We start from the raw sequence: 12,834 nt of genomic DNA, 5'->3' as shown, positions 1-12,834 counted from the left end.
GGGGTGGGTGCGGAGGGCGTCGGTGAGCGGGAGCAGGGTCACCAGCAGGCAGGCGGAGGCCATCGCCAGCAGGGCCGGTCCCAGGCCGAACGCGGCCACCGACCAGCCGCCGAGCAGCGCGCCCACCGGCAGTCCCACGAAGCCCAGCGACCCGGCCAACCCGATCACCCGGGTCTGCAGCTCCGCCGGCACCCGCTCGTAGAGCGCCACGCCCAGCAGCGGGTTCACCGCGGCGATCCCGATGCCGGACAGGAAGGTCACCACCAGCACCACCGGCAGCTCCTCGTTGACCGCCAGCGCCACCAGCCGGGGTGTGCCGCTGACCAGCGCCCCGGCCACGAAGGTCAGATAGCGGGGCAGCCGGGGGCCGAGCACGGTGAACAGCAGGTTCCCCAGCAGCGCGCCGGCCGAGAACGCCCCGAGGACCAGACCCAGCCCGGCGGGGTTGCCCAGCACGTCGGCCACCCAGAGCGGGATGTAGACCGCGATGCTGGCGTTGGCCACCATGTTCAGCGCCGCGATCACCAGCAGCATGTTCAGCAGCATCCGGTTCCGGCCCAGGTAGCGGAACCCGCCGGCGAGCGCCCGCAGGTAGCCCTCCGGCTGGGCCGGCGCCGCGGTGGCCGCCGGCGGGCGTACCAGGACGCCGATCAGCAGCGCGCAGACGCCGAAGCTCGCCGCGTCGATCAGGATCGCCCCGGTCACCCCGAACCACCAGACGAGCAGCCCACCGGCGGCCGCTCCGAAGAGCGTGACCAACCGACCCAGCCCGTCGTAGACCGAGGTCAGCCGGATCAGCCGTACCCCGGCGGCCGCCGCGGCCGGGCGGAACAGCACGTGCTTGACCCGGTCGCCGATGCCGCGCAGCCCGCCGACGACGGCGACCAGGGCCACCAGCGCGCCGAAGCCGAGCCACGGGGTCAGCGCCACCGCCACCATCAGCCCCGCACTGCCCAGGTCGGCCAGGATCGAGGTGCGGCGCAGCCCGATCCGGTCCGCCCACGGCGTGGCCAGCGCGCTGGAGAGCAGGTACGGCAGCGTCTCGGCGGCGGCCACCAGGCCCATCTTCGCCGGGCTGCCGGTGGTCTCCAGCACCAGCCAGGGGATGGCCACCACCGAGATCCGGCTGCCGAGGTTGGAGATCAGATCGGCGGTGACCAGGGTGACCAGTTCCCGCCGGGGGGTCACGCCGGGCTGCCGATCGCGGCCGGCGGGTGCGTGGCGGCGTACCGGGCGCGCAGCGCCCGCTTGTCCACCTTGGCCGATCGGTTGAGCGGCAGCCGGTCGACGAACTCCACCGCCCCGGGCGCCCAGGTCTCGCTCAGCGTCGTGGTGACCAGGTCGATCAGCTCGGCGGCGGTCACCGTCGCGCCGGGCGCCGGCACCACGAAGGCGTACGGCAGCTCGCCAGCCACCTCGTCCGGCACGCCGATCACCGCGGCGGCCCGCACCTGCGGGTGCCCGGCCAGGGCGTCCTCGATCGGGCGCGAGTAGATCGGCCAGCTGCGCTGCCGGGTGAGGATCCGGTCCTGCAACCGGTCCACCAGGTAGAGGTACCCGTCCGCGTCCAGGTGCCCGATGTCGCGGGTGCGTACCCAGCCGTCGACCAGCGTCTCGGCGGTCAGCTCCGGCTGGCCGTGGTAGCCGGCGAAGCGGAGGGCGGTGTGCACCCACACCTCACCGTCGACGCCGGGCGGCAGCACCGTGCCGTCCTCGGCGCGGATCTCCACCCGCACGTCGCCGTAGGGCCGGCCGCAGGAGCGCAGCCGCTCCGGGTGCTCCGGGTCGTCGGTCAGCCCGGGCAGTGCGGTGATCACCACCGCCTCGCTCAGCCCGTACACGATGCGCAGCACCGGGCCGAAGCGGGCGATCGCCTGGCGCAGCCGGGCGGGCGCGGCCGGCCCGGCGCCCACGTTGAACATGACCATCGCGGAGAAGTCCGCGCCGGCCAGCGCCGGATGGTCCAGCACCTCGTAGAGCATCGGCGGGGTGACGAAGGTGGAGTTGATCCGCTCCCGCCGCACCGTGTCGATGAACCGCGCCGGGTCCCAGCCGTCGCGCAGCACCAGCACGCCGCCGGTGAACAGGTTGAACAGGGTGGTGATCTGTCCGCTGGCCAGCCACATCGGCGAGTGCGACAGGTGCCGCAGCAGCGGGTGCCCGGCGACGACGAAATCCGCGGCCAGGGTGAGGATCTGGGCGTAGAAGCTCTCCCGGTGGTGCACCAGCTTCGGGGTGCCGGTGGTGCCGCTGGTCTGCAGGAACGACTCCGGCGCCGGCACCCGGGCCGGCAGGTCGCCGGGTTCGGCGGTCGTCCCGGTGACGTCCGGGCCGGCGCCGCCCGGGCCGAGGCAGAAGACCGGCACGCCGGGCAGCGCGGCGGCCAGCGCCGGGCCGAGGCTCGCCGGGTCGCGGGCGTCGTAGAGGAAGGCGTCGGGGCGGGCCAGCCGGGCGAAGTCGGCGACCTCGCGCGCCGAGGTGACCGGGGCGACCCACATCGTGCGGCAGCCCAGCAGGTGCAGGGCGAGCTGCACCAGCGGCCCCTCGACCGGGTTGCCGAGCGCGACCAGCACCGCCGCGCCCGGTCGTACGCCGTGCCGGCGCAGCGTGGCGGCCAGGCCGCACACCTCGGCGCGCACCTCGGCGTAGCTGAGCCGGCGGCCGCCGCCCACCAGCGCCTCCCGCTCGCCCCAGGTGGCGAAGAGCGCCAGCGCGCGGTCCACGTAGCTCGCCCGTCGCCCGTCAGTCATCGGCAGCCCCCATCCGGTCCGGCGGCCGGGCAGCTCCCGGCGGTGGCGCGCGGGCCGGCGACCACCCCGCCGCCGCATGTGAGCGTAGGGTGTTCGCGCCGTCACCGGAGAGGGACCGAACGGTGCTCCGAGCGGACTGGCGGACATTTGATCGCGTCGATCAGGTTGATTGACGCCCATCTTCGGCGGCGGCTAGTTTCCGGTCCATCGTCCAGGCGGGCGTCAGCGGACGGCCCCCGGGCTGCCACACGATGGAGGTTCAATGGCGACTCCGAAGAGATGGCACGTGATAGCTTCCGCCGCCGCGGTGCTGGTCGCGGGCACCCCGGCCGTGGTGGCCAGCGCCGGCCCCGGCGAGAGCGCCGCGGCGCGCGGCGACCGGGCCGTCTGGGCGGGCAGCTGGGCCGCCGCGGTGACCCGCGGCAACGCCACCGGCCTGACCAACACCGGCCTGAACAACCAGAGCGTCCGGATGGTGGTGCACACCTCCGTCGGCGGCCCGCGGCTGCGGGTGCGGCTGAGCAACGGCTACGGCGAGCAGGCGGTCCGGGTGGGTCGCGCCACCATCGCCCGCCCGAACACCGCCACCGCCGACGACCACTCCGACATCGACCCGGCGAGCCTGCGCGAGCTGCGCTTCAACGGCGCCACCTCGGCCACCATGAACCGCGGCGCGGAGCTGCTCAGCGATCCGATCGACTTCCCGGTCGGCGACCAGCAGGACCTGGTGCTCACCGTGCACTTCCCGACGCCGACCGGCCCGGTGACCTTCCACGGCCAGTCCCGGCAGACCAACTTCATCGGCGCCACCGACCTCACCTCCGCCGCCGACGGCGCCGGCTTCACCATCCGGCCGAACTGCTGCTGGTTCTTCCTCTCCGGCATCGACGTGCAGCGCCGGCACTCCCCGGGGGCGCTGGTGGTGCTCGGTGACTCGATCGGCGACGGCAACGGCAGCACGGTCAACGCCAACCGGCGCTGGCCCGACCTGCTCGCCGACCGGCTGCTCGACGCCCGGCCGGACGTCCGCACCCCGGGCGTGCTCAACCTGAGCCTGGCCGGCAACCGGCTCAACCACGAGGGGCCGGAGCCCGGCGCGGGCGGCTTCCCCGGCTACCACGAGCTGGGGCCGAACGCGGTGAGCCGGCTCGACGAGGACGTCTTCGCCCAGACCGACGCCCGGACGGTGGTCACCCACCTGGGCATCAACGACATCTGGATGTCCGGCGACTCCGCCGAGAGCGTCATCGCCGCGCTGCGGCAGATCAACCAGCAGGTCAAGGCGCGCGGCCTGCGCAGCCTGGTGGCCACCCTGACGCCGTACGAGGGGCACGGCAACCCGGGGGTGTGGACGCCGGAGAAGGAGGCCACCCGGCAGGCGGTGAACGCGTACCTGCGCGGCAGCGACGAGTTCGACGGGCTGCTCGACTTCGACCGGGTGCTCCGCGACCCGGCCCAGCCCAGCCGGCTGCTGCCCGCGTACGACTCGGGCGACCACATCCACCCGAACGACGCCGGCAACCAGGCGATGGCCGACGCCGTGCCGCTGCGACTGCTCGGCCTGTGACACCCGGCGCGGGCGGCGGGGCGACTCCCGCCGCCCGCGCCGCCGTCCCTGGGGGAGACCGACGTGGACGTCACGCAGCTGCTGACCCGGCTCTACAGCGACGAGGGCCGGCAGGACCCGTATCCCTGCTACGCCGGCCTGCACGAGCTGGGGCCGGTCAGCCCGGTGCCGGCCCGCCCCGAGCACCGCTCGGTGGCCGCCGTCGCCGTCGGCTACGACCTGGTCAGCGAGGTGCTGCGCGACCCCGGGTGGTACAAGCAGGCCCCGCCGGGCTGGCCGGAGCAGGAGGTGCTGCGCACGCTGCAGACCTCGATGATGTTCGTCAACCCGCCGGACCACACCCGGATGCGGGCGGTCTTCGCGAAGACGTTCACCCCGCGCCGGCTGGGCGCCCTCGAACCGGCGGTGATCCGGGTGGTCGACGATCTGCTGGACCGGATGGCCGACGCCGGCGACACCGGGTTCGACTTCGTCGCGGAGTTCGCGTACCCGATGCCGGCCCGGGTGATGGCGGAGTTCATCGGCATCCCCGCCGGCGACCTGGACTTCTACCGGCAGAGGGTGGAACGGATCGACGAGTTCCTGGACGTCGCGGGCAAGACCCCGGAACGGCTCGCCGCCGCCAACACCGCCGCCGCCGAGCTGCGCGACTTCTACGCGGAGCTGATCGCGCACCGGCGCCGCCGCCCGGGCGAGGACCTGATCAGCGGGCTGGTCGAGGCGGTCGACGCCGGCGGCGTCGCGCTCACCGAGGACGAGCTGGTCAGCAACCTGATCGTGCTGTTCAACGCCGCCTTCGTCACCACCGTCTACCTGTTCAGCAACGGGCTGCCGCTGCTGCTGGCCCACCCCGAGGTGGCCGCCGCGGTGCCCGGGGACGACACGCTGACCCGGGGCGCGGTCGACGAGATCCTGCGGCTGGAGGCCCCGGTGCACTTCCTGGCCCGGGCCGCGCCCCGGGACGCCGTGCTCGGCGGGGTGCCGGTCGAGCGGGACCAGAACGTGCTGCTGGTGATCGCCGCCGCCAACCGCGACCCGGGCCGGTTTCCCGACCCGGACCGGTTCGACCCGCGCCGGGCCGGCCCGCCGTCGCTCGCCTTCGGCGTCGGCCTGCACTACTGCCTCGGCGCCGCGGTGTCCCGGCTGGAGGGTCGGCTCGCGCTGCCCCGGCTACTCGGCCGCTTTCCCCGGCTCGCGGTCGCCGAGCCGCCGACCTACAGCGGCAGCCTCTTCCTGCGCGGCATCGACAAGCTGCTGGTCCACACCGGCGGACGGGAGGCCCGATGAGCGAGCGGAACGAGCGAAGCAGGCTCGGCGCCCACCCGCAGGTGGCGGCGTACCGGGCCGCGCGCGCCGCGGCCGGCGTGCCGCCGCTGTACACCCAGACCCTGGCCGAGGCCCGCGCCGCCGACCTGGCCGCGATCCGCGCCGGCGGCGGCGCGGTCGAGCCGGTGTCCGAGGTACGCGACGCGCACGTCCCCGGCCCGGCCGGGGACCTGCCGGTACGCCGGTACCGGCCGGCCGCCGCCGGCCCGCTGCCCACCCTGGTCTACTTCTTCGGCGGGGGCTGGACGCTGGGCAGCATCGACACCGCCGACGGCATCTGCCGGCGGCTGGCCAACGCGGTGCCCTGCCAGGTGGTCACCGTCGGCTACCGGCTCGCCCCGGAACACCCCTTCCCGGCCGCCGTGCACGACTGCCACGCGGCCACCCGGTGGCTCGCCAGCCACCCCGAGGAGTTCGGCCTGGACCCGCACCGGGTCGCGGTCGGCGGGGACAGCGCCGGCGGCAACCTCGCCGCCGCGGTCACCCTGCTGGCCCGGGCCCGGGGCGGTCCCCGACTCGTCGCGCAACTGCTGGTCTACCCGAACACCGACCAGACCGGGGAGGCCGCCGGCGACGACGACCCGCTGCTGTTCAACCGCCACTCGGTCGCCTGGTACCGCCGGCACTACCTGGCGGACCCGGCCGACGCCCGGGACCCGCTGGCCTCGCCGCTGCTCGCGCCGGACCTGACCGGGCTGCCGCCGGCGCTGGTGGTCACCGCCGAGCACGACCCGCTGCGCGACGAGGGGGAGCGGTACGCCCACCGACTGCGCGCCGCCGGGGTGCCGACCACGCTCAACCGCTATCCCGGGATGGTCCACGGCTTCTTCGCCATGCCCGGCGTCTTCGACGACGGCCGCCGTGCCCAGGACGAGGCCGCCGCCTTCCTGCGCGGCCGGTTCGGGCTGGCCGGCGCCGATCCGGCGGCGGTGCCGGTGGGGAGGGGGTCGACGGATGGCTGAGGGGGTGCTGCCGAAGCCGGACCTGCCGGTGGCGCAGCCGCCCGGGCCGGCCTGCCTGGCCGACTTCGCCGCGCCGGCCCGGGCGGTGCTGCCGCCGCAGGTGTGGGACTACATCGACGGCGGCAGCGGCGCGGAGACCACCCTCGCCGCCAACCGGCGCGCGCTGGACCGGGTGGCGGTGCTGCCCCGGGTGCTGCGCGGGGTCTCCACCCCCCGCACCGGGGCGCGGCTGCTCGGCGCGCCGTACGCGCTGCCGGTGGCGGTCGCGCCGATGGCGTACCAGCGGCTGGTGCACCCGGACGGGGAACTGGCGCTGGCCGGCGCGGCCGGGGCGGCCGGCGTGCCGTACCTGGCCAGCACGCTGAGCAGCGTGCCGATCGAACAGATCGCGGCGACCGGCGCGGCGGTCTGGTTCCAGCTCTACTGGCTGCGCGACCGCGGACTGGTCGCCGACCTGCTGGACCGGGCGCACGGGGCCGGCTGCACGGCGCTCACCGTCACCGTGGACGTGCCGATCCTCGGCCGGCGGCTGCGCGACGTGCGCAACGCGTTCGCCATCCCGCCGCACGTGGTGGCGGCCAACCTGCCGGCCGGCCGGGACGAGCTCGCGCACACCGTGACGCCGGGCGTCTCCGCGGTCGCCGCGCACACCGACCAGGCCTTCGCGCCCGCGCTGACCTGGGCCGACCTGGACTGGCTGCGCGGGCGTACCGCCCTGCCGCTGGTGGTCAAGGGCATCCTCGACCCGCGCGACGCCGCCCTCGCGGTCGCCGCCGGCGCCGACGCGGTGGTGGTCTCCAACCACGGCGGCCGGCAGCTCGACGGCGCGCCGGCCACGGCCGCCGTGCTGCCCGAGGTGGTCGCGGCGGTCGCCGACCGGTGCGAGGTGCTGCTGGACAGCGGCGTCCGCGGCGGGGTCGACGTGCTGCGCGCGTTGGCGCTCGGCGCGAGCGGGGTGCTGGTCGGCCGGCCGATGCTCTGGGCGCTGGCCGTCGGCGGCCGGGCCGGCGCCGAGGCGGCGCTGTCCCTGCTGGCCGGCGAGTTCCGCGACGCGCTGGCCCTGGCCGGTTGCGCCGACCCGGCGGCGGCCCGTGAGCTGTGCACCCGGACGGTGGACTGAGCATGGACCGGCCGGTGGACCTGACCGTGACCGAGCTGCACCCGGCCGTCGACGACCCGGCGCTGAACTCGATGAACTTCCTCAACGAGGTGGCCCAGCACTATCCGGACGCGGTGTCGCTGGCCGCCGGCCGGCCGTACGAGGAGTTCTTCGACGTCGCGGCGCTGCACCGGCACCTGGAGAACTTCCGCCGCCACCTCGCCGACGACCTCGGTCTCACCCCGGCCCAGGTGCACCGCACCCTGTTCCAGTACGGCCGCACCAAGGGCGTCGTGCACCACCTGGTGGTCCGCAACCTGGCGGTCGACGAGGGGATCACCGTCGACCCGGAGGCGATCGTGGTGACGGTCGGCTGCCAGGAGGCGATGTTCCTGGTGCTGCGGGCGCTGCGTGCCGGCCCGGCCGACGTGCTGCTCGCCGTCGCGCCCACGTACGTCGGGCTGACCGGCGCGGCCCGGCTGCTGGACCTGCCGGTGCGCCCGGTGGCCGGCGGCCCGGCCGGGGTGGACCTGGCCGACCTGCGGGTCCAGGTGCGCCGGGCCCGGGCCGAGGGGCTGCGCCCGCGGGCCTGCTACCTGATGCCGGACTTCGCCAACCCGTCCGGGACGAGCCTCGCCCTCGCCGACCGGCGGCGGCTGCTCGAACTGGCCGCGGCGGAGGACCTGCTGCTGCTGGAGGACAACCCGTACGGCCTCTTCCCGGCCGGGGACGCCGAGCGGCTGCCCACGCTCAAGGCGCTGGACACCGGGCGGCGGGTGGTCTACCTGGGCTCGTTCGCCAAGACGGTGCTGCCCGGCGCGCGGGTCGGCTACGTCGTCGCCGACCAGCGGGTGGCCGGCCGGGACGGCGAGGTCGGGCTGCTCGCCGACCAGCTCGCCAAGATCAAGAGCATGGTCACCGTGAACACCTCCGCGATCGCGCAGGCGGTGGTCGGCGGGGCGCTGCTGGAGCACGGGTGCAGCCTGGTCGCCGCCACCGTCCGGGAGCGGGCCGCGTACACCCGGAACCTGCGTCACCTGGTCGCCGGCCTGGCCCGGCGGTTCCCGCCGGACGCCTCGCCGGTGCGGTGGACGGTGCCGGCCGGCGGGTTCTTCGTGGTGGTGACCGTGCCGTTCCCCGTCGACGACGCGCTGCTGCACCGCTCGGCCCGCGAGTACGGGCTGCTCTGGACGCCGATGGCGCACTTCTACGACGCCGGCGCCCCGGTGGACGCGCTGCGCCTGTCGGTGAGCGCGGTGACCCCCGCCGAGATCGACCTCGGCCTGGACCGGCTGGCCGCCCTGGTCACCGACGAGCTGGCCCGCCGCGGCACGCCCAGCCGGGTCGGCTGACACACCGCGTTCACCGCATGGCAATCCGCGACTGCCCGCGTTCACCCGTCCTGCGTGGACGGTCATAATGGACGCCATGGTCGCCTGGGAGTACGCCCTGCTGGTCCGCCGCTACCAGGGGCAGGGCCGCAATTTCCACGTCAGCTTCATCTGGTACGGCCCGGACGGGACACGCCGGGACATCACCGCGTACGGCGACACGGCGATCGCGCACCTCAACCGGGTCGGCCGGGAGGGCTGGGAACTGGTCTCCGCCGCCGAGGACGTGAACAACGTCCAGGGCAGCACCGAGGTGCACCGCTACCACCTGAAGCGCCCGATCGGCTGACCCCGCCCGGGTCCCCCGTCCCGCCCGCCGACATCCGCCGGCGGGCGGCCTGCCCCGGCGGTGTTGTTACCGTTGCCTCCCGCCGCCGCCGGCCGGTCGCCCGGTGCCGGATGGCGGCGGGGAGGAGGAGCAGTGGCGCAACCCGCGGCCGGGCGGCCCCGGTACGTGGTCGGGGTCGACTTCGGCACCCTCTCGGGCCGGGCCCTGGTGGTGGACGTCGCCGACGGCACCGAGGTCGGCGAGGCGGTGCACCCGTACCGGCACGGAGTCATCACCGAACGGCTCCCCGGCGGTCCGGCGCTGCCGCCGGACTGGGCGGTGCAGCATCCCGACGACTACCGCGAGGTGCTGCGGGTCGCGGTGCCCGCCGCGCTGCGCGCCGCCGGGGTACGCCCCGACGACGTGCTCGGCATCGGCATCGACGCGACCGCCAGCACCGTGCTCCCCGCCCGTGCCGACGGCACCCCGCTCTGCGAGCTGCCCGGGCTGGCCGGCCGGCCGCACGCGTACCCGAAGCTGTGGAAGCACCACGCGGCGCAGCGGCAGGCCGACCGGATCAACGCCCTGGCCGTCGAGCGCGGTGAGCGCTGGCTGGCCCGCTACGGCGGCCGGGTCTCGGCGGAGTGGCAGCTGGCCAAGGCGCTGGAGCTGCTGGAGGAGGACCCGGAGGTCTTCGACCGCGCGGAGCGCTGGATCGAGGCGGCGGACTGGATCGTCTGGCAGCTCTGCGGCCGGGAGACCCGCAACGTCTCCGCCGCCGGCTACAAGGGGCTGCGCCAGGACGGGCGGTACCCGTCGGCGGAGTTCCTGCGCGCCCTGCATCCCCGGCTGGACGCCCTGCTGCCCCGCGTCGACGGCCCGCTCGTGCCGTTGGGCGACCGGGCCGGCGGGCTCACCCCCGAGGCGGCGGGGTGGACCGGGCTGCCGGTGGGCGTCGCCGTCGCCGCCGGCACCATCGACGCGCACGTCACCGCCGCGGCGGCCCGTGCGGTCGAACCGGGACGGATGCTCGCCGTGCTCGGCACCTCCACCTGCCTGATCATGAACGCGGACGCCTGCCACGAGGTGCCCGGGGTGTGCGGCGTGGTCGACGGCGGCGTCACCACCGGCGCCTGGGGGTACGAGGCCGGGCAGAGCGGGGTGGGTGACATCTTCGCCTGGTACGTGACCAACGCCCTGCCCGCGCGGTACGCCGAGCGGGCCCGCGCGCTCGGGGTGAGCCCGTACCAGCTGCTCGACTCCCTGGCCGCCGGGCAGCCGGTCGGCGGGCACGGCCTGCTCGCGCTCGACTGGCACAGCGGCAACCGCTCGGTGCTGATGGACCACGAGCTCAGCGGCGTGCTGTTCGGGCTGACCCTGGCCACCCGGCCGGAGGAGATCTGGCGGGCGCTGCTGGAGTCGACCGCGTTCGGCGCGCGGACCGTGGTCGCCGCGTTCGAGGACGCCGGGGTGCGGGTGGCCGGGCTGACCGTCGCCGGCGGGCTGACCGACAACCGGCTGCTGCTGCGGATCTACGCCGACGTGCTGCGCCGGCCGCTGCACGTGGTCGATTCCGCGCATCCGGCGGCGCTGGGCGCGGCGATCCACGCGGCGGTGGCCGCCGGGGCGTACCCCGACGTGCCGGCCGCCTCGGCGGCGATGGGCGCCCCTCGCCGGGAAACCTGGCACCCGGACCCGGACCGCGCCGCGGCCTACGACGAGCTCTACGCCGAGTACCGCGCGATGCACGACCACTTCGGCCGCGGCGGCGCCGAGACCCTGCACCGCCTCCGCGCCCTCCGCAACCGCCCCCACTGATCCCCACCCCGCCCGCGCGCCCCCCGCCCCGCCCGCCCCGCCCGCGCGCCTCCCGCCCCGCCCGTTGATCATGAGGTTAGCGGTGCGAAATGTCCGGATCCACGCCGTCAACCTCATGATCAACGGGGTGGGCAGGGTGGAGGGTGGGTGGGGGCGGGGACGGGGACGCCCCGCGCGGCGGGGCCGGGCGGGGCGTCGGGGGGTGGTGCGGGTCAGCCGAGGTCGACGGCGGGGTAGAGCGGGAAGCCGGTGAGCAGCTCGGCGGCCTGGCGGCTGATCTTGTCGGCGACGGCCGGGTCGAGCACGTACTTCGCCTTCGACGGGGTGCCGTCGGCGTTGCTGCCCGGCGTGGTCTGGCTGAGCACGGTGTGGATCAGCTCGGCGGTCTGGTCCATCTCCGCGGTGCCCAGCCCCCGGGTGGTCAGCGCCGGGGTGCCGATCCGGATGCCCGAGGTGTACCAGGCGCCGTTCGGGTCCTGCGGGACCGAGTTGCGGTTGGTGACGATGCCCGAGTCGAGCAGCGCCTGCTCGGCCTGCCGGCCGGTCAGCCCGTAGCCGGAGACGTCGATCAGCACCAGGTGGTTGTCGGTGCCGCCGGTGACCAGCTTGCCGCCGCGGTGCAGCAGCCCCTCGGCGAGGGCCTGCGCGTTGTCGACGATCCGCCGGGCGTAGTCGGCGAAGTCGGGACGGCGGGCCTCGGCCAGGGCGACCGCCTTGGCGGCCATCACGTGCGGCAGCGGGCCGCCGAGCACCATCGGGCAGCCCCGGTCGACCTGGTCGGCCAGCTCCGGCTGGCAGAGCACCATGCCGCCGCGCGGCCCGCGCAGCGACTTGTGCGTGGTGGTGGTGACGATGTGCGCGTGCGGCACCGGGTCGAAGTCGCCGGTGAAGACCTTGCCGGCGACCAGGCCGGCGAAGTGCGCCATGTCGACCATGAAGGTGGCGCCGACGGAGTCGGCGATCTCCCGCATGATCCGGAAGTTGACCTTCCGCGGGTACGCCGAGTAGCCGGCGACCAGGATCAGCGGCTTGAACTCGCGGGCCGCCTCGGCGACCCTGTCGTAGTCGACCAGACCGGTGGCCGGGTCGGTGCCGTAGCTGCGCTGGTCGAACATCTTGCCGGAGATGTTCGGCCGGAAGCCGTGGGTGAGGTGCCCGCCGGCGTCCAGCGACATGCCCAGCATCCGCTGGTTGCCCAGCTCGCGGCGGAGCGCGAACCAGTCCGCCTCGGTGAGCTCGTTGACCTGCCGGACCTGCGCCTTCTTCAGCGCCGGCGACTCGACCCGGTCGGCCAGGATCGCCCAGAACGCGACCAGGTTGGCGTCGATGCCGGAGTGCGGCTGCACGTACGCGTGCGCGGCGCCGAACAGCTCCCGGGCGTGCTCGGCGGCGAGCGCCTCCACCGTGTCGACGTTCTGGCAGCCGGCGTAGAAGCGGCGCCCGACGGTGCCCTCGGCGTACTTGTCGCTGAACCAGTTCCCCATCGCCAGCAGGGTGGCCGGGGAGGCGTAGTTCTCGCTCGCGATCAGCTTGAGCGACTCGCGCTGGTCGGCCAGCTCGGCCCCGATGGCGTCGGCCACCCGCGGTTCGACGGCGCGGATCACCTCGAGGGCGCTGCGGAAAGCGGTGGATTCGGCGTTCAGCGACGACATG

General features: G+C 75.2%; 10 protein-coding genes. 7 read left to right on the top strand and 3 right to left on the bottom strand.

Annotation, left to right across the window (positions count from 1 at the left end):
* Window positions 1-1,188 (bottom strand): MFS transporter (locus AC1WTP_RS31570; RefSeq protein WP_481652886.1); only part of this gene is annotated, 1,188 nt, incomplete at its 3' end.
* Window positions 1,185-2,750 (bottom strand): class I adenylate-forming enzyme family protein, encoded by a 1,566-nt coding sequence (locus AC1WTP_RS31565; RefSeq protein ID WP_481652885.1) that lies wholly within the window; start codon window positions 2,748-2,750, stop codon window positions 1,185-1,187. The genes AC1WTP_RS31570 and AC1WTP_RS31565, both read right to left, overlap by 4 nt.
* Before the next feature lie 289 nt (window positions 2,751-3,039).
* Here AC1WTP_RS31565 and AC1WTP_RS31560 point away from each other — a divergent pair, with 289 nt between their 5' ends.
* From AC1WTP_RS31560 to AC1WTP_RS31530, 7 genes are all read left to right on the top strand, one after another.
* Window positions 3,040-4,317, top strand: coding sequence for an SGNH/GDSL hydrolase family protein (locus AC1WTP_RS31560; protein ID WP_481652890.1), 1,278 nt, complete (start codon window positions 3,040-3,042; stop codon window positions 4,315-4,317).
* A 63-nt stretch (window positions 4,318-4,380) separates the two neighbouring features.
* Window positions 4,381-5,604, top strand: coding sequence for a cytochrome P450 (locus AC1WTP_RS31555; protein WP_481652884.1), 1,224 nt, complete (start codon window positions 4,381-4,383; stop codon window positions 5,602-5,604).
* Window positions 5,601-6,605 (top strand): alpha/beta hydrolase, encoded by a 1,005-nt coding sequence (locus AC1WTP_RS31550; protein WP_481652883.1) that lies wholly within the window; start codon window positions 5,601-5,603, stop codon window positions 6,603-6,605. Before AC1WTP_RS31555 ends, AC1WTP_RS31550 begins: the two co-directional genes overlap by 4 nt.
* Complete coding sequence (locus AC1WTP_RS31545) at window positions 6,598-7,725, top strand: alpha-hydroxy acid oxidase (RefSeq protein WP_481652882.1); 1,128 nt, start codon at window positions 6,598-6,600, stop codon at window positions 7,723-7,725. The genes AC1WTP_RS31550 and AC1WTP_RS31545 overlap by 8 nt, the downstream gene beginning before the upstream one ends.
* A gap of 2 nt (window positions 7,726-7,727) precedes the next feature.
* Window positions 7,728-9,056, top strand: a complete 1,329-nt coding sequence (locus AC1WTP_RS31540; protein ID WP_481652881.1) for an aminotransferase class I/II-fold pyridoxal phosphate-dependent enzyme — start codon at window positions 7,728-7,730, stop codon at window positions 9,054-9,056.
* Window positions 9,057-9,123: 67 nt separating this feature from the next.
* Window positions 9,124-9,384 (top strand): hypothetical protein, encoded by a 261-nt coding sequence (locus AC1WTP_RS31535; protein ID WP_481652880.1) that lies wholly within the window; start codon window positions 9,124-9,126, stop codon window positions 9,382-9,384.
* 132 nt (window positions 9,385-9,516) lie between these two features.
* Window positions 9,517-11,181, top strand: coding sequence for a ribulokinase (locus AC1WTP_RS31530; RefSeq protein ID WP_481652879.1), 1,665 nt, complete (start codon window positions 9,517-9,519; stop codon window positions 11,179-11,181).
* A 212-nt stretch (window positions 11,182-11,393) separates the two neighbouring features.
* Here AC1WTP_RS31530 and AC1WTP_RS31525 read toward each other — a convergent pair whose 3' ends face one another.
* The gene (locus AC1WTP_RS31525; RefSeq protein ID WP_481652878.1) at window positions 11,394-12,833 is read right to left on the bottom strand and encodes a glycine hydroxymethyltransferase; all 1,440 of its coding nucleotides are present in this window, start codon (window positions 12,831-12,833) and stop codon (window positions 11,394-11,396) included.
* Window position 12,834 lies beyond the last annotated feature (1 nt).

The sequence above is a fragment of the Micromonospora sp. R311 genome, from assembly GCF_056780015.1.
Note: the sequence above shows the minus strand (reverse complement) of the source record. Positions and strands in the feature narration are given on the sequence as shown.

Coding starts and splice junctions, on each gene's coding strand:
- AC1WTP_RS31565 (WP_481652885.1), bottom strand. CDS start 2,750: ATGACTGACGGGCGACGGGCGAGCTACGTGGACCGCGCGCTGGCGCTC.
- AC1WTP_RS31550 (WP_481652883.1), top strand. CDS start 5,601: ATGAGCGAGCGGAACGAGCGAAGCAGGCTCGGCGCCCACCCGCAGGTG.
- AC1WTP_RS31545 (WP_481652882.1), top strand. CDS start 6,598: ATGGCTGAGGGGGTGCTGCCGAAGCCGGACCTGCCGGTGGCGCAGCCG.
- AC1WTP_RS31540 (WP_481652881.1), top strand. CDS start 7,728: ATGGACCGGCCGGTGGACCTGACCGTGACCGAGCTGCACCCGGCCGTC.
- AC1WTP_RS31535 (WP_481652880.1), top strand. CDS start 9,124: ATGGACGCCATGGTCGCCTGGGAGTACGCCCTGCTGGTCCGCCGCTAC.
- AC1WTP_RS31525 (WP_481652878.1), bottom strand. CDS start 12,833: ATGTCGTCGCTGAACGCCGAATCCACCGCTTTCCGCAGCGCCCTCGAG.